The organism is Streptomyces sp. NPDC058796 (assembly GCF_042745235.1).
Taxonomy (GTDB): Bacteria; Actinomycetota; Actinomycetes; order Streptomycetales; family Streptomycetaceae; genus Streptomyces.
On the sequence record NZ_JBHYOP010000001.1, the window covers coordinates 741670 to 757213 of the forward strand.

The 15544-nt window shown below is 74.4% G+C and carries 15 protein-coding genes; 6 read left to right on the top strand and 9 right to left on the bottom strand.

The genetic code is table 11. The annotated features are described in order from the left end of the window. Nucleotides 1-37 precede the first annotated feature (37 nt). Together ACFW47_RS03305 and ACFW47_RS03310 are read right to left on the bottom strand one after the other, a co-directional pair. Nucleotides 38-853, bottom strand: a complete 816-nt coding sequence (locus ACFW47_RS03305) for a hypothetical protein (RefSeq protein WP_386278667.1) — start codon at nucleotides 851-853, stop codon at nucleotides 38-40. Nucleotide 854: 1 nt separating this feature from the next. Then, nucleotides 855-1385, bottom strand: a complete 531-nt coding sequence (locus tag ACFW47_RS03310; protein ID WP_386278665.1) for an RNA polymerase sigma factor — start codon at nucleotides 1383-1385, stop codon at nucleotides 855-857. Between the two features lie 354 nt (nucleotides 1386-1739). Between ACFW47_RS03310 and ACFW47_RS03315 the strand changes: the two genes are divergently transcribed. Beyond that, nucleotides 1740-2756, top strand: coding sequence for an aspartate-semialdehyde dehydrogenase (locus ACFW47_RS03315; protein WP_386304568.1), 1017 nt, complete (start codon nucleotides 1740-1742; stop codon nucleotides 2754-2756). On the opposite strand, the gene ACFW47_RS03320 is transcribed toward ACFW47_RS03315, so the two are convergent. Beyond that, on the bottom strand, nucleotides 2753-3247 hold the full coding sequence (locus ACFW47_RS03320; protein WP_386304571.1) for a DUF1203 domain-containing protein: 495 nt from the start codon (nucleotides 3245-3247) through the stop codon (nucleotides 2753-2755). The two genes, ACFW47_RS03315 and ACFW47_RS03320, sit on opposite strands and share 4 nt — an antisense overlap. Before the next feature lie 112 nt (nucleotides 3248-3359). Between ACFW47_RS03320 and pepN the strand changes: the two genes are divergently transcribed. Then, on the top strand, nucleotides 3360-5936 hold the full coding sequence (gene pepN / locus ACFW47_RS03325; protein ID WP_386304574.1) for an aminopeptidase N: 2577 nt from the start codon (nucleotides 3360-3362) through the stop codon (nucleotides 5934-5936). 213 nt (nucleotides 5937-6149) lie between these two features. Here the strand turns inward: pepN and ACFW47_RS03330 are convergent, their stop codons facing one another. The 3 genes from ACFW47_RS03330 to ACFW47_RS03340 are packed head-to-tail and all read right to left on the bottom strand — an operon-like array spanning nucleotide 6150 to nucleotide 9018. Beyond that, nucleotides 6150-7079, bottom strand: coding sequence for a LysR family transcriptional regulator (locus tag ACFW47_RS03330; protein WP_386278657.1), 930 nt, complete (start codon nucleotides 7077-7079; stop codon nucleotides 6150-6152). Nucleotides 7080-7108: 29 nt separating this feature from the next. Next, nucleotides 7109-8032 carry a DMT family transporter gene (locus ACFW47_RS03335; RefSeq protein ID WP_386304576.1) on the bottom strand — a complete coding sequence of 308 codons (924 nt, stop codon included), beginning with the start codon at nucleotides 8030-8032 and terminating at the stop codon, nucleotides 7109-7111. A 35-nt stretch (nucleotides 8033-8067) separates the two neighbouring features. Continuing rightward, nucleotides 8068-9018 carry an EamA family transporter gene (locus ACFW47_RS03340; protein WP_386304577.1) on the bottom strand — a complete coding sequence of 317 codons (951 nt, stop codon included), beginning with the start codon at nucleotides 9016-9018 and terminating at the stop codon, nucleotides 8068-8070. 104 nt (nucleotides 9019-9122) lie between these two features. Between ACFW47_RS03340 and ACFW47_RS03345 the strand changes: the two genes are divergently transcribed. Then, on the top strand, nucleotides 9123-9635 hold the full coding sequence (locus ACFW47_RS03345) for a MarR family winged helix-turn-helix transcriptional regulator (protein WP_386278651.1): 513 nt from the start codon (nucleotides 9123-9125) through the stop codon (nucleotides 9633-9635). A gap of 88 nt (nucleotides 9636-9723) precedes the next feature. On the opposite strand, the gene ACFW47_RS03350 is transcribed toward ACFW47_RS03345, so the two are convergent. From ACFW47_RS03350 to ACFW47_RS03360, 3 genes are read right to left on the bottom strand one after another with little or no spacing between them, the layout of a single operon-like run. Then, the gene (locus ACFW47_RS03350; RefSeq protein ID WP_019325425.1) at nucleotides 9724-10005 is read right to left on the bottom strand and encodes a hypothetical protein; all 282 of its coding nucleotides are present in this window, start codon (nucleotides 10003-10005) and stop codon (nucleotides 9724-9726) included. Between the two features lie 23 nt (nucleotides 10006-10028). Beyond that, nucleotides 10029-12380, bottom strand: a complete 2352-nt coding sequence (gene malQ, locus ACFW47_RS03355) for a 4-alpha-glucanotransferase (RefSeq protein WP_386304578.1) — start codon at nucleotides 12378-12380, stop codon at nucleotides 10029-10031. Nucleotides 12381-12389: 9 nt separating this feature from the next. After that, nucleotides 12390-12695: a hypothetical protein gene (locus tag ACFW47_RS03360; protein ID WP_043372889.1), complete on the bottom strand. Its 306-nt coding sequence runs from the start codon at nucleotides 12693-12695 to the stop codon at nucleotides 12390-12392. 243 nt (nucleotides 12696-12938) lie between these two features. Between ACFW47_RS03360 and ACFW47_RS03365 the strand changes: the two genes are divergently transcribed. From ACFW47_RS03365 to ACFW47_RS03375, 3 genes are read left to right on the top strand one after another with little or no spacing between them, the layout of a single operon-like run. After that, nucleotides 12939-13472: a PadR family transcriptional regulator gene (locus tag ACFW47_RS03365; RefSeq protein ID WP_386304581.1), complete on the top strand. Its 534-nt coding sequence runs from the start codon at nucleotides 12939-12941 to the stop codon at nucleotides 13470-13472. After that, the gene (locus ACFW47_RS03370) at nucleotides 13469-14176 is read left to right on the top strand and encodes an ABC transporter ATP-binding protein (RefSeq protein ID WP_386278643.1); all 708 of its coding nucleotides are present in this window, start codon (nucleotides 13469-13471) and stop codon (nucleotides 14174-14176) included. The genes ACFW47_RS03365 and ACFW47_RS03370 overlap by 4 nt, the downstream gene beginning before the upstream one ends. After that, nucleotides 14173-15528 carry an ABC transporter permease gene (locus tag ACFW47_RS03375; protein ID WP_386278641.1) on the top strand — a complete coding sequence of 452 codons (1356 nt, stop codon included), beginning with the start codon at nucleotides 14173-14175 and terminating at the stop codon, nucleotides 15526-15528. The genes ACFW47_RS03370 and ACFW47_RS03375 overlap by 4 nt, the downstream gene beginning before the upstream one ends. The last annotated feature ends 16 nt before the right edge of the window (nucleotides 15529-15544 follow it).

A 15544-nucleotide genomic window follows, 5' to 3' on the forward strand; every position in this document is an offset into this window, starting at 1 on the left:
CCGCGGGGCGCCCGCCCCTTCGGCTTGCTCCGGCAGGTCAGCCGCAGGTGAGGGTGCGGGACTCGGGCAGGGAGGCGGTGATCCGGGCGCGGGCGGTGGCGATGTCCCGCTCGCCGGTGATCACGGTGTCCGCGCCGGCCCCGTCCCGCGCGACGCCGACCAGCACCCGGTCGCCGGGGCGGAGCGCGGCGGTGGCGTCGTCCAGGAGGAAGGCCACCGACTCGGCGCCCGTCCGCGGCCCGGCGCCGGACTCGGGCCCGGTACCGGCCGTCGATCCGGTGCGCGCCCCCGGGGCGTACGAGCGGGTCACCCGGAGCGTGATCCGGTGCCGGGCCGCACCCGGGACCGGTTCGGCGCCGGTCACCGTGCCCTCGGCGACGAGGTGGGCGCAGGCGAGGTAGCGGGGGGTGCCGAAGACGAGCCCGGCCTCCTGGCCGGGGGCGGAGTCGTCCCGTTGGACGCCGGACGCCGCCTTGCCGGCCGCGTCGTCCGTGCCGCCGCCGGTCTGCACCACCAGCCACCCCAGACCCGTGACCACGACGCCCGCGCACGCCGCCGCGAGGACGCCCGGCGCGAGGCGGAAGGACCGGCGCCGGGGGTGGCTGACGGGCGTGCGCGGTGCCGGTGCGGCGGTCCGCGGTTCGGGAGCCGGTTCGCTCAGGGCGCGCCCGAGGACGTCCAGCTGCTCCCGCAGCAGCGCCACGTCGGCGGCCGCCGACCGGTACTCGCCGTGGGCGTCCGCGCCCGCCTCGGGCGGCAGCCGCTCGCCCGAGACCGCGGCCATCAGCGCGTCGTGCCCGGCGGGGTGCTGCCCGGGGGGTTGCTGCCCGGCGGCATTCTGTTCGGCGGCCATCTCACACCACCTCGTCCTCGTGCAGCCGGGCCCGCAGCGCCCGTACCGCCGTGTGCAGCCTGCTCTTGACCGTGCCCTCGGGGATGCCCAGCTCCTCGGCGATCCCGCGCACCGGCAGGTCGGCGTAGAAGCGCAGCACGACGACCTGCCGCTGGATGTCGGGCAGCTCGTCCAGGCCCTGGGCGACGGCGAGGGAGAGCAGGCTCGTCTCCTCGCCGGAGGGCTGGTCGGTCTGGCGCAGGGCGGCCAGGCGCTCGCCCAGCCGGGCCTGACGGTGCCTGGCCCGGTGCCAGTCCATGGCCAGGTTGGAGGCGACGACCGCCGCCCACGCGGACACGTCGCGCGGCGCCTCCCGTCCGCTCGCCGTCCGCTCCAGCAGCCTGAGGCGGACCTGCTGCACCCCGTCCGGCAGGTCCGCCTGCGGCACGCCGCCGAGCGCGAGCACCGCCCGCACCCGCCGTTCCTGAGCCGCGTCCAGAGGATCGTCCGGTACGGCGTCCTCCTGGCCGCGGCGGGCCCTTCCGCGCAGCACGGCCACCCCTCCCCTCGCCGTGTTTCCCCTATGACGCCCCAGGGGCCAGAAACGTTCGCCGGATCGCGCCCGCCCCGGCACGAGGCATACGTCACATCGTCGTGTGGGGTGGGAAGCGATGGGCAGGGGCGGAACAGCACAGCTTGCGGCGCGGGGGCCGGTCGGCGGAATTTCTGCAGCTCAGCCGGGGTTTCCGCGCAAGGACCGCACCTGCCGCCCGAGCCGCCGCGTCCCACGGTGCGGGCACACCGCGCAAAGAATTGGACAGGCGGGCCGGGCCTCGCCGCATGATGGAAAAGTCTCGGCCGAGCAAAGCGCGCGTGAAGACACGCGCACAACGGAGAAGGAGTCACCGTGAGGGTCGGAATCGTCGGAGCCACCGGTCAGGTCGGCACGGTCATGCGCAGGATCCTCACGGAACGGAACTTTCCGGTCACCGAGCTGAGGCTGTTCGCCTCCGCCCGCAGCGCCGGCAGGGACCTGGACGGCGTGACGGTGGAGGACGCGGCCACCGCCGACTACTCCGGCCTGGACATCGTGCTGTTCTCCGCGGGCGGCGCCACCTCCAAGGCCCTGGCCGAGAAGGTCGCCGCGCAGGGCCCGGTCGTGATCGACAACTCCTCCGCGTGGCGCCGCGACCCCCAGGTCCCGCTGGTGGTGTCCGAGGTCAACCCGCACGCGATCGCCGACCGCCCCAAGGGCATCATCGCCAACCCGAACTGCACGACGATGGCCGCGATGCCGGTCCTGCGTCCGCTGCACGCCGAGGCGGGCCTCGAAGCCCTGGTCGTCGCCACCTACCAGGCCGTGTCCGGTTCCGGGCTGGCCGGTGTGGACGAGCTGTTCGAGCAGGTGAAGAAGGTGGGCGACGACGCCCCCAAGCTCACCCACGACGGCTCGGCGGCCGAGTTCCCGAAGCCGGAGAAGTACGTCGCGCCGATCGCGTACAACGTGCTGCCGCTGGCCGGCTCCATCGTGGACGACGGCCTGCACGAGACGGACGAGGAGCAGAAGCTCCGCCACGAGTCCCGCAAGATCCTGGAGATCCCGGAGCTCAAGGTCTCCGGCACCTGCGTGCGCGTGCCCGTCTTCAGCGGCCACTCCCTCCAGATCAACGCCCGCTTCGCCCGCCCGATCGACGTGGAGCGCGCCAAGGAGCTGCTGGCCGGCGCCCCCGGCGTGGCGCTCTCCGAGGTGCCGACCCCGCTGCAGGCGGCCGGTCAGGACCCGTCGTACGTGGGCCGCATCCGCCGGGACGAGACCGTGGACAACGGCCTCGCCCTGTTCGTCTCCAACGACAACCTGCGCAAGGGCGCGGCCCTGAACGCGGTGCAGATCGCGGAGCTGGTGGCGGCGGAGCTGAAGGGCTAGACCCCTGGGGCTCGGCCCCGCCGCACCTCGTAGAGGAAACAGCCGTACTCGACGGCCCGGACGTGGACGAGCGCCACGGCCGGGTCGTCGAACGCTTCCCCAAGGGCGTACGCGAAGGCGCCGGGGTCCCCGGTCAGGCGTCCGCCCAGGATGCGTCCGCCGGTCGAGTAGCGGCGCAGGACGCGGTGCGCGTTGGTGAAGGGGAGGGCGTCGTCCGTCTCGGGTCCCGCGCACTCCTCGGCGTGGACGAAGACCGGTCCCTGCTCGTCGTAGGCGCCCGGGTCGGCGCCCGCCGCCGCGGCCCAGCGCCGCAGCGGGGCGTACGAGACGAGGGCGATCCCCTCCCCCGGGCGGCTGCGGCGCAGGCAGCAGCGGAGCGGGGCGCCGCCCTCGTCGTCGGTGAACGGGGCGGGGGCGCGGCCCGCGTCGTCGGCGGTGCGCAGTTCCTTCAGGGCGGCCGGCGGGATGGGCCGTACGGTGTAGTGCTGCATGGCCCCAGGCTCGCGCGCGCCCGGCCCGCGCACCGGCGGGAAATGGACATCGCGTTCCGTCCCGGCCACGTGGAAGGATGGCGCAACCCACACATAACGAGGAGATGACCGCGTGCCTGGCACAAACCTGACTCGCGAAGAGGCGCAGCAGCGGGCGAAGCTGCTGACCGTTGACTCGTACGAGATCGATCTCGACCTCACCGGCGCGCAGGAGGGCGGCACCTACCGGTCCGTGACCACGGTGCGCTTCGACGTCGCCGAGGGCGGCGGCGAGTCCTTCATCGACCTGGTCGCGCCGACGGTCCACGAGGTGACGCTGAACGGCGACGCCCTCGACCCCGCCGAGGTGTTCCAGGACTCCCGCATCGCCCTGCCGGGGCTGCTGCCGGGCCGCAACATCCTGCGGGTGGCCGCCGACTGCGCGTACACCAACACCGGCGAGGGCCTGCACCGCTTCGTCGACCCGGTCGACGACCAGGCGTACCTGTACACGCAGTTCGAGGTGCCGGACGCGCGCCGCGTCTTCGCGAGCTTCGAGCAGCCGGACCTCAAGGCGACCTTCCAGTTCACCGTGAAGGCTCCCGAGGGCTGGACGGTCATCTCCAACTCGCCCACCCCCGAGCCGCAGGACAACGTCTGGGTCTTCGAGCCGACCCCGCGCATCTCGTCGTACATCACGGCGCTCATCGTCGGCCCGTACCACTCGGTGCACAGCGTCTACGAGAAGGACGGCCAGTCCGTCCCGCTCGGCATCTACTGCCGTCCCTCGCTCGCCGAGCACCTGGACGCGGACGCCATCTTCGAGGTGACCCGGCAGGGCTTCGACTGGTTCCAGGAGAAGTTCGACTACGCGTACCCGTTCGCGAAGTACGACCAGCTCTTCGTGCCGGAGTTCAACGCCGGCGCGATGGAGAACGCGGGCGCGGTGACCATCCGCGACCAGTACGTGTTCCGTTCCAAGGTGACGGACGCCGCGTACGAGGGCCGGGCGGCCACCATCCTGCACGAGCTGGCCCACATGTGGTTCGGCGATCTGGTCACCATGGAGTGGTGGAACGACCTGTGGCTCAACGAGTCGTTCGCCACCTACTCCGAGGCCGCCTGCCAGGCCGCCGCGCCGGGCTCGAAGTGGCCGCACTCGTGGACGACGTTCGCCAACCAGATGAAGACCTGGGCGTACCGGCAGGACCAGCTGCCGTCCACGCACCCGATCATGGCGGACATCAACGACCTGGACGACGTGCTCGTCAACTTCGACGGCATCACGTACGCCAAGGGCGCGAGCGTGCTCAAGCAGCTCGTCGCGTACGTCGGTGAAGAGGCGTTCTTCAAGGGCGTGCAGGCGTACTTCAAGCGCCACGCCTTCGGCAACACGCGCCTGTCCGACCTGCTGGGCGCGCTGGAGGAGACCTCCGGCCGCGACCTGAAGACCTGGTCGAAGGCGTGGCTGGAGACGGCCGGCATCAACGTCCTGCGCCCGGAGATCGAGACGGACGCCGAGGGTGTCATCACGTCCTTCGCGATCCGCCAGGAGGCCCCCGCCCTGCCCGCCGGCGCCAAGGGTGAGCCCACCCTGCGCCCGCACCGCATCGCGATCGGCGCCTACGACCTCGACGCCGGCGGCAAACTGGTGCGCGGTGAGCGCATCGAGCTGGACGTGGACGGCGAGCTGACGGCCGTACCGCAGCTGGTGGGCAAGCCCCGTCCGGCGGTGGTCCTGCTCAACGACGACGACCTGTCGTACGCCAAGGTCCGCCTCGACGAGCAGTCCCTCGCCGTCGTCACCGAGCACCTCGGCGACTTCACCGAGTCGCTGCCGCGCGCGCTGTGCTGGGCGTCGGCCTGGGACATGACCCGGGACGCGGAGCTGGCGACCCGCGACTACCTCTCCCTGGTGCTGTCCGGCATCGGCAAGGAGTCCGACATCGGTGTGGTGCAGTCGCTGCACCGCCAGGTGAAGCTGGCCATCGACCAGTACGCCGACCCGAACGCCCGCGAGGCGCTGCTCACCCGCTGGACCGAGGCCACGCTGGCCCACCTGCGGGCCGCCGAGGCGGGCAGCGACCACCAGCTGGCGTGGGCGCGGGCGTTCGCGGCGACGGCCAGGACGCCGGAGCAGCTGGACCTGCTCGACGCGCTGCTCGACGGCACGCAGACCATCGAGGGCCTGGCCGTCGACACCGAGCTGCGGTGGGCGTTCGTGCAGCGGCTGGCGGCGGTGGGCCGGTTCGGCGGCTCGGAGATCCAGAGCGAGTACGAGCGGGACAGGACGGCCGCCGGTGAGCGGCACGCGGCCACCGCACGTGCCGCCCGCCCGACCGAGGCGGCCAAGACGGAGGCCTGGGAGTCGGTCGTGGAGTCCGACAAGCTGCCGAACGCCGTGCAGGAGGCGGTCATCGCCGGCTTCGTCCAGACCGACCAGCGCGAGCTGCTGGCGCCGTACACGGAGCGGTACTTCGAGGCGCTGAAGGACGTCTGGGAGTCCCGTTCGCACGAGATGGCCCAGCAGATCGCGGTCGGCCTGTACCCGGCGGTGCAGGTGTCGCGGGAGACCCTGGACCGCACGGACGCCTGGCTGTCCTCCGCCGAGCCGAACGCGGCCCTGCGCCGCCTGGTCTCCGAGTCCCGCTCGGGCGTCGAGCGCGCGCTGAGGGCCCAGGCCGCGGACGCGGCGGCCGCGTCCGCGTAGCGGCGGCACGCCCTCGGGGGCGTCCGGCACAGTCCGGGCGCCCCCGAAGCACGTCCTGAGCGCTCGGCGGTACGCCAGGCACGGGTCGGGCCGCCTCCCCTGCCGCGAAACCCGCTCGCGCCTCGCACGGCCCACCAGCACGGAGCCGCGCCACCGCGCCCTCCCCGGGCACCAGCACACCGGGACCGCCCGCGAGCGGGCCGCACCCAGGGCTCAGTGGTCCGGGCGGTGTGCGGACTCGGTGAGGCGGGCTCGTGCCGTCGTGTGCAGGGCCGTCAGGACGGTGCCGACGGCCGCGCCCTCCCCGGCGCCCCTGCGCACGGCCGCGACGACGTGCCGGACGGGCCGGTCCGCGTGCAGCTCGCGCATCACCGCGCCGTCCCGCGGCACGGCCGCCATGCGCGGGACCAGGGCCACGCCCATGCCCGCCCCGACCATCGCGAGGATCGCCGTCCAGCCGGCCGCCGTGTGGGCCTGGTACGGGCGGAAGCCGGCCGTCTCGCACGCCGCTCGGGTGATGTCGGACCAGGGGCCGCTGCCGCCGAAGATCCACGGTTCGGCGGCGAGGTCGGCCAGGCGGAGCCCGTCCGTGCGGGCCAGCGGGTGGCCGGCGGGCAGCGCGACGTCCAGCGGGTCGGCCAGCAGCGGGACGCGGGTGAAGCGCGGGTCGGCGGCGGTGGGCGCCTGGGCCGCCAGGGACAGGGCCAGGTCCACGTCCCCGGCGGCCAGCAGCTCGTACACCTCCTGCGCCTCGGCCTCCCGCACCCGCACCGCCACCCCGGGGTGTGTCGCCCGCAGCGCGGTGACGGCTGGTACGACCAGGGCCGGTACGGCGGTGGAGAAGGCGCCGACCCGGACCTCGCCGGCCTCCCCGTGGACGTAGGCGGCCAGCTCGGCGTCGGCCCGTTCCAGCTGCTCGAAGACCGCCTCGGCGTGCCGCAGCACCAGCCGCGCCGCGTCCGTCAGTTCGACCCGCCTGCCCCGGGCCCGGAGCAGGTCCACGCCGAGCTGCCTGGAGAGGTTCGTCAGCTGCTGGGACACGGCGGACGGTGTCATGTTCAGCGCCTCGGCCGTCGCCGTCACCGTGCCCCTCTCCCGCAGCGTGCGCAGGATCTGCAGCTTGCGGATCTCCCAGTCGGCCATGGCGGCAACCTATCCGTGGGGCCCGGCCCCTACGTGCGCGACCCCGCGCCGAGGACGACACCGCTGAGGATCAGTGCCATGCAGCCGGCCTGCGCCCAGCCGGTCGGTTCGGCGAGCAGCGCCCAGGACAGCAGGGCGACGCACACCGGCTGGAGGTAGTAGACGATCCCGGCGCGGGTCGGGCCGATGAGGGAGACCGCCCTGTTCCAGGCGAAGAAGGCGACCGCGGAGGAGGCGATGCCGACGTAGAGGAGGGGCAGGACGGTGCCGGGCGACGGGGAAAAGCCGCCCTGTACGGCGACACTGGCCGCGTGGGCGGGCACCAGCATGAGGGTGCCGAAGAGGAAGGTCGTGAACAGGAAGGCCGCGCCGCCCAGTTCGGCCGGCCTGCGGCGCAGCAGCGCGCTGTACGACCCGAAACAGCAGGCGGCGGCGATCATCCACAGGTCACCGGCCGAGAAGGAGACCCCGCCGCCGACCAGCAGCAGCACGCCCGCGCAGGCGATGAACAGCCCGGCGACCCGGCGCGGGCCGAGCCGTACGCCGCCCGCCCGGTCCCAGAGCGCCATCAGCACCGGGGACGCGGCCATGATCATGCCCATGTTGGCGGCGGGTGTGGTGACTCCTGCCTGGTTGACGAGGGTGTTGTAGACGGTGACGCCCAGCAGGGAGGCGAGGAGGACGAAGCCGAGGTGGCGCCGGATCAGCGCGCGTTGCCGCCAGGCCCGCCGGGCGCCGAACGGGGCGACGGCCGCGAGGGCCACCACCCAGCGCCAGAACGCGTGCTGGACGGGCGGGACGCTGTCGCCGAGGGCCCGGGAGGTGACGAAGCTGCCGGACCAGACGAGAGTGGCGAGGACGGCGAGCCCGATGCCGAGGGCGACGGGGGCGGCCGGTCCCGGCCGTGCGGCGGTGGGTGCCGCGGTGCTGATCCGGTGTTCGGCTACGGCCACGGAGTTCCTTTCGCTGGTCGGCGATGGCGGTGGCTCTACCGTCGCAGCGTCGCATCCGTCAGGTCCATCGAATCTTTTCGACTGTTCTGTGCAGGAGAACTGAAAGGTCGGGGCTCCGCCGCGGTCCCGCCCCGCGACACGAGCTGTCCCGCGACCGTCGCCCCGAACGCCAGCGCCATGCCCGCCAGTTGCACCGGCGTCAGCGCCTCGCCGAGCGCGGCCCAGCCGACGACGGCGGCGGTCAGGGGTGAGAGCGGGCCGAGGAAGGTGACCTGGGTGGCGGAGAGCCTGCCCACGCCCCGGAACCAGAGCCAGTACGCCACGGCCGTGTTGGCCAGCGCCAGATAGAGGTAGCCGCCGGCCGCCGGGCCGTCCAGGGCGGGCGGGGCGCCCTCGACCAGGAGGGCGAGCGGGGCGATGAGCAGGCCGCCCGCGGTCAGCTGCCATCCGGTCAGGGCGAGGGGGCCGACGCCGTCGGGGCGTCCCCACCGCTTGGTGAGCACGGTGCCGGTGGACATGGAGGCGGTGGAGGCGAGGGCGGCCAGCGCGCCGAGCGGGTCCAGCGCCCCGGCCGCCTTCAGCACCACCAGGCTCACGCCGAACGCCGCCACGACCCCGGCGAGCACGGAGCGGGTGGTGGGCCGCTGCCCGAGCAGCAGCGCGGAGAGCCCGAGGACGAAGAGCGGGCCGATGGAGCCGACGACGGCGGCCATGCCGCCCGGAAGGCGGTAGGCCGAGAGGAACAGCAGCGGGAAGAAGGCCCCGATGTTGAGCGCGCCCAGGACCGCCGCCTTCCACCACCAGGCGCCGCGCGGCAGCACCCGGGCGAGGGCGAGGAGCAGCAGGCCGGCGGGCAGGGCGCGCATCAGCCCGGTGAACAGGGGCCGGTCCGGCGGCAGGAACTCGGTGGTGACGGCGTAGGTCGTGCCCCAGGAAACGGGCGCCAGGGCGGTCAGGGCGATGAGGGCGGGACGGTTCGCGGCCACGGGAGGCCCCTTCGAGTAGGTCGGCGGTAAGTAGCTTACTTCCAAGCCACTTATCGGCAAGCCACTTTCTTGCGGCCGACCTGAGGGCCGTCGATACTCGTCCCATGAGTGAGCGTCCCCAGCAGCACAAGGACCCGGTCGACGCGATCATCGGCCAGTGGGCGGTGGTCCGGCCCGACCTCGACACCACCGCGATGGAGGTCTTCGGGCGCGTCAACCGGCTCTCGCGCGCGATCGGCGAGCGGATGGACAGGGTCTACGCAGGATTCGGGATCTCCCGCGGCGAGTTCGACGTCCTGGCGACGCTGCGCCGCTCCGGCGAGCCGTACGCGCTTTCGCCCCGTCAGCTCTCGGCGACCCTGATGCTCACCACGGGCGGTATGACGGGCCGGCTCGACAAACTGGAGCGGGCCGGTCTCCTGCGCCGCTCCCCCGACCCGCACGACCGCCGGGGCCTCAGGGTCACGCTCACCGACAAGGGGCGGGAACTCGTCGACGAGGCGGTCGGCGCGGGGCTCGCCGTGCAGACGGAGGCCCTGTCCGCCGCCCTCGACGCCGGGCGGGCCGGCCAGTTGGCCGACCTGCTGCGGGACCTGCTGTCGGCGACCGAGGGGTAGAGGGCACGCCGAAGGCGCCGGCCCCGCCCGCGCGGCAGCGTGCCGCGTGCGGGAGGGCCGGCGCCCTCGGTACAGCTGAGGTGGGCCGTCAGGCCTTGGCGTCGGCCTTGGGCCGGGTCTTGATGTTGCGGGAGGTCACCCGGTGCTCCTCCTTGGACCGGTCCAGGACCATGACCAGGCCCGCGATGACCACGAACAGCGCGATCGGGGCCAGAACGTAGAGGCCCAGCGTCTCGATGACGCTCAGGCCCGTGCCGGGGTCGTCGCCGTCGTCGCGGGTCAGCGCGAGCGCGGGGGACGACATGAGCAGCATCATCAGCGTCGTACCGGCTGCCAGGGCGCCGGCGCGCAGGGCGTTCTTCTTGTCCACGGTGCAAAGTTAGCGAACGGCCGTCAGGCACGCGCGCCCGGGGTGCCGTACGGGGGCCGGGCGCGGCCTTCGGGGCGGCTCTCCCCGTGTCCGGCGCGCTCCCGCACGACGTCGATCAGGGCGTGCAGCCGCGGGGAGGCGGCCAGGTCCTCCAGGGTCACGGGGCGGCCCTCGGCGTCGGCGATCGGCAGGCGCCAGTTCGGGTACTGGTCCCAGGTGCCGGGGAGGTTCTGCGGGCGGCGGTCGCCGACGGCGTCCGGGAGCCAGATGCCGGCCATGCGGGCGGGGGTGCGCAGCAGGAAGCGGTGGACGGCCTGGATGCCGGCCTCCTCGGAGGGGGTGCCGGGGTCTCCTCCGGTGCCGTGCAGCAGCCCGAACCGCGCCAGGACGTCCAGCCACTCGGCCGTGTCGGCCGACGCCTCGGCCCGTTCCTCCTCCAGCGGGCGGGTGAGCAGGCCGAGCCGCTCGCGGAGGTCGACGTGTTCGCCGGTGAGGCGGGCGGCGGTGGAGGGCAGGTCGTGGGTGGTGGCGGTGGCCAGGCAGTCGGCGCGCCACCGGTCGGGGGGCAGGGGGCGGCCGTCGCCCTCCCAGTCCCGTTCGAACCAGAGCACCGAGGTGCCGAGCACCCCTCGCTCGCGAAGCGCCTCGCGCACGCCGGGCTCCACGGTGCCCAGGTCCTCGCCGATCACCACGGCACCGGCGCGGGACGCCTCCAGAACGAGGACGGCGAGCATGGCCTCGGCGTCGTAGTGGACGTAGGTGCCCTCGGTGGGCGGGTGGCCCTCGGGGACCCACCAGAGCCGGAACAGGCCCATGACGTGGTCGATGCGCAGGGCTCCGGCGTAGCGGAACAGGCCGCGCAGCAGGCCGCGGAAGGGCGCGTACCCACAGGCGGCGAGGCGGTCGGGACGCCAGGGCGGCAGGCCCCAGTCCTGGCCGCGGGCGTTGAAGGCGTCGGGCGGGGCGCCCACCGACATGCCGGCGGCGAAGCACTCCTGCTGGGCCCAGGAGTCGGCGCCGCGCGGGTGTACGCCCACGGCGAGGTCGTGGACGATCCCGAGCGGCATGCCGGCCTCGCGGGCGCTGTGCTGGGCGGCCCTGAGCTGGGTGTCGGTGAGCCAGGCGAGGCGGGAGTGGAAGTCGACGCGGTCCATCAAGGCGGTGCGGGCGCGGTCGGTGTCGGCCGAGCGGGGGTCGCGCAGGCCCTCGGGCCAGCGGTGCCAGTCGGGGCCGTGGACCTCGGCGAGCGCGCACCAGGTGGCGTGGTCCTCCAGGGCGGTGCCCTGTTCGGCGAGGTAGTCGCAGTAGGCGGCGCGGCGGCCGGGGCCGAGGGGGACCTCGCGGAGCAGTTCCAGCGCCGCGCGCTTGAGCTCCCACACGGCGTCCCGGTCGATGAGAGCGCCGTCCTCCAGCACGGCCGCACGCAGCCGCGCCGCCCGCTCCCGCAGCGCCCGGGCGCGCTCGGGGTCGGTGACGTGCGCGAACTCGGGCACGTCCTCGATCCGCAGGTGTACGGGATCGGGGAAGCGGCGCGAGGACGGGCGGTACGGGGAGGGGTCGGTGGGGGCGCCGGGGACGGCCGCGTGGAGCGGGTTGACCTGTACGAAGCCGGCGCCGAGGGCGCGTCCGGCCCAGGCGGCGAGTTCCCCGAGGTCACCGAGGTCGCCCATCCCCCAGGAACGGTGGGAGAGGAGGGAGTAGAGCTGCACGAGGAGGCCGTAGGAGCGGGTGGCGGGGGCGGGCAGCCGGGCAGGCGCGACGATCAGGTGGGCGCGCGCGGTCCGGCCGTCGGGGGCGGTGGCGGTCAGGCGGTGGACGCCAGGGGGGAGACCGACGAGGACACCGCCGACCGAGGCCCCCGGGAAGCCGTCCCCGACGGAGGTGCCCGCGAAGCCGTCGCCAGCCAGGGGGCGCGCGGTGCCGTCACCGGCCGGAGCACCCGCGGCACCGGCAACCGCCCGGCGGTCCGCGACGGCCTCACCGGCCACGGAAACCTCAGCGGCACCACCCGCCGGGAGGCCCACCGTGCCGTCGCGTCGCTCGCCCTGCTCGGTGTCGACGCGCAGCCGGGTCCCGTCGGGCAGGCCGGCCAGCGCGCGCGGTGTGGTGCCGTCGCGCCAGGCGACCACGGCGGGCGGCAGCAGGCGTTGGCGCAGTTCGGTGTCGCGGGCCGCGAGCGCGGCACCCACGGCCTGCGGGGTGCTCGTGTCCACGCCCAGGGCGGCCAGGGCCGAGGTGACGGCGGTGACCGAGGCCGCGACGGTGCGGTCGGGGGAGGGGCGGTAGGAGGTGGCGACGCCGTGCAGGGCGGCGAGCCGGGTCAGATCCTCGGGAAGGTCCTCGGTGGGGGGCTCGGCCGGCCGGGCTGCTGGCATCTACGACCTCTATGACCTCGTCGGTTCGGGGACGGCGAAGGAGGGGCCGCCCTGCTCCGGCACGTCGGCCGTGAGTTCGGGCGAGGACTCGCTGGTCAGCGGCACGGCGTCGGCGAACGGCGACTCGCTGGTGAGGGGCTCGGCGTCGGGCAGCGGCGGTTCGCTGGTGAGCGGGGTCTCGGCGCAGCTCCCGGTGGCGCCGAAGACGCAGTAGTGCGGGGTGTCGGAGGCGGCGGAGGGCTCCGCCCAGGGAGTGGACGGCTCCGCCACGGGTTTGGACGGGGCGGGGAGCAGCAGGGGTGCCAGTGCAGCCACGGGGGCCTCCTTGTTTCGCGCACGCTTTTGGCGGGTTACGGCAGCCCTACCCACTCCGCGCGAGGACAGACGCCCTGACACCGACAACGTGGCCCTGGTCACACCCCACCTCCGCAGGATCTCGTCAAATCCGGGCAGAACAGTCACCTAACCGGATAACAGATCACGCAAACCGGTCAAGACGCTCTCGGGAAACCGTCCATCTATTCACTCAGTACATGTACTCGGTGAATACTGACCGGCATGAGCACCCGTCACATCCTGCTGGGGCTGCTCGCCTCGGGGCCGAGCCACGGCTACGACCTGAAGCGGCGCCACGACGAACGCTTCCCCCGGGCCCGGCCGCTCGCCTACGGGCAGGTCTACACGACCCTCCAGCGCCTGGTGCGGGACGGCCTCGCGGAGGTGGACGGCACCGCGTCGGACGGCGGCCCGGAGCGCACCGCGTACCGCACGACCGAGCAGGGCGCGCGGGAACTGGCGCACTGGGCGGGCGAGATCGCCCCGCCCGCGCCCTTCGTGACGAACGAGATCTTCGCCAAGGTCGTCGTCTCGATCCTCACCGGCGCCGACGCGCGCGCCTACCTGCAGGCCCAGCGCACCGCCCACATGGACCGGATGCGGGAGCTCACGGCGGTGAAGACGGCTCCCGGCACCGACCTGACCACCGTGCTCTCGGCCGACTACGCCCTCAACCACCTCGACGCCGACCTCCGTTGGATGACCACCACGGCGGCCCGGCTCACCCACCTGACCGCGGAGGTCCGCACAGCATGACGAACGGGGACACGACCGGGAACGCGCCGCGGCCACTGCTCGCGGCCCGCGACCTGGTGAAGGCACACGGCAGGACGGAGGCCCTGCGCGGCGCCTCGGTCGACCTGCGGGCCGGCGAGATCCTCGCCGTCACCGGGGCCAGCGGCAGCGGCAAGTCCACGTTGCTGCACTGCCTGGCCGGGATCGTCCGGCCGGACGCCGGCTCGGTGACGTACGCCGGCCGGCGGCTGGACGAACTGCCCGAGAAGCGGCTGAGCGAGCTGCGGCGCACCGACTTCGGGGTGGTCTTCCAGTTCGGGCAGCTGATCCCGGAGCTGACGGCCCTGGACAACGTGGCGCTGCCGCTGATGCTGGCCGGCGCCGGGCGCGCCGAGGCACGCGCGCGGGCCGGTCGATGGCTGGAACGGTTCGGCGTGCGCGGGCAGGAGGAGCTGCGTCCCGGCGAGATGAGCGGCGGGCAGGCGCAGCGGGCGTCGCTGGCCCGCGCACTGGTCACCGGTCCGAAGGTGGTGTTCGCCGACGAGCCGACCGGTGCGCTGGACTCGCTGTCGGGCGAGCAGGTGATGACGGCGCTCGCGCACACCGCCCGCGAGTCGGGCACGGCGGTGCTGCTGGTCACGCACGACGCCCAGGTCGCGGCGTACGCGGACCGCGAGGTCCGGCTGCGCGACGGTGCGGTGGCACCGCTGGGGGTGACGGCATGAGCACCGTGGTCTCGGACGTGCGGCTGGCCCGGCAGCTGGTGCGCGGGTCGGACCGGCGGGAGTGGTGGCGGATCGCGCTGACGGCGGCGGGCGCGGCCTGGGCGACGGGCTTCGCGCTGGCGGCGGTCGCGCTCGCGTCGGTCCCGGACGGATACGCCGTCTCCGTCCTCCACGGCCTGGTGAACGGGCCCGGGACCCGTTCCGGGGTGATCGCCGGGCTGTTGCTGCTGCTGGTGCCGGTGCTGGCCTTCCTCGGCCAGTGCACCCGGATCGGGGCGGTCCACCGGGACCGGCGCCTGGCCGGACTGCGGCTGGCCGGGGCGACGCCCTGGCAGGTGCGGCGGATCGCGGCGCTGGAGACCGGGCTCGCCTGCCTGGTCGGCTCGGCGGTGGCGACCGTCTTCTCGACGCTGCTCCTGCTCCGTCTGTGGACCGGACCGACCGCGCTGACCTGGGCCGGCTTCGCGCTGGTCGCCGCAGGTGTGCCGGTGCTGGGCGCGGTGGCGGGGGCGCTGGCGCTGCGCCGGGTCGTGACGTCGCCGCTGGGGTGGGTGCGCCGGGTGCGGCCGGGGACGGGGCGCGGTCCGGGGGCGCTGTTCCTGGGCGGGCTGCTCCTGCTGGTCGCGGTGGCCCCGCTCGCCATGACCGGCGGTCACGGCGCGGCCAACCGGGTCCACTGGCAGACCCCGCTGACCGTCTTCTCCCTCGTCGTCGCGCTCGGCGCGGGCGCGGTGTGGCTGGCCGGGGCGGCCGCCCGGCTCACCGGCCGGCTCCTGGCCGCGCGCGCCCGTACCGCGGCCGCGCTGCTCGCGGCGGAACGGCTGCGCGACGACCCGTGGGCCCCGGCCCGCACCCACGCCGCCGTCCTCGTGGTGACGGTGGCCGGTACGGCGTTCCTGTGCGTCCGGCACGCGATGCTCACCGAGCTGCGCTCCCGGGAGCACCTCGGCGCGGACCTCGCGTACTACACCACCGGCCTCGACCTGACCGGCGCCGCCGTCCTCGTCGCCCTCGCGATCACCCTCTCCGGCCTCGCCGTGGGCACCGCCGAGTCCCTGACCACCCGCCGCCGCGCCCTGGCCGCCCAGGTCGCCGCGGGCGTCCCGCGCACGGTCCTGAACCGCGCCCTGCTCCTGGAGACCGCCCTCCCGCTGGCCCCCGCCCTGCTGCTGGCCGGCATCGGCGGCATGGCGGCCGGCACCTGGTACTCGACCCTCACCGGCGACGGCTCGCTCCCCTGGTCCGCCCTGCTGGTCGGACCCGTCGTGTACGCGTCCTGCCTGCTGGCGGCGGCGACGGCACTGCCACTGCTGGGCCGGTCGGTGCGGCCGGGCGAACTGCGGTACGTGTGAGCGTCCGTCGGGTAGC

Bases quoted from the DNA above. Each gene is read 5' to 3' on its own strand.
- ACFW47_RS03370 (WP_386278643.1), top strand. From the start codon at position 13,469: ATGACGAACGGGGACACGACCGGGAACGCGCCGCGGCCACTGCTCGCG.
- ACFW47_RS03365 (WP_386304581.1), top strand. From the start codon at position 12,939: ATGAGCACCCGTCACATCCTGCTGGGGCTGCTCGCCTCGGGGCCGAGC.
- malQ (WP_386304578.1), bottom strand. From the start codon at position 12,380: ATGCCAGCAGCCCGGCCGGCCGAGCCCCCCACCGAGGACCTTCCCGAG.
- ACFW47_RS03320 (WP_386304571.1), bottom strand. From the start codon at position 3,247: ATGCAGCACTACACCGTACGGCCCATCCCGCCGGCCGCCCTGAAGGAA.
- ACFW47_RS03330 (WP_386278657.1), bottom strand. From the start codon at position 7,079: ATGGCCGACTGGGAGATCCGCAAGCTGCAGATCCTGCGCACGCTGCGG.
- ACFW47_RS03375 (WP_386278641.1), top strand. From the start codon at position 14,173: ATGAGCACCGTGGTCTCGGACGTGCGGCTGGCCCGGCAGCTGGTGCGC.
- ACFW47_RS03345 (WP_386278651.1), top strand. From the start codon at position 9,123: ATGAGTGAGCGTCCCCAGCAGCACAAGGACCCGGTCGACGCGATCATC.
- ACFW47_RS03305 (WP_386278667.1), bottom strand. From the start codon at position 853: ATGGCCGCCGAACAGAATGCCGCCGGGCAGCAACCCCCCGGGCAGCAC.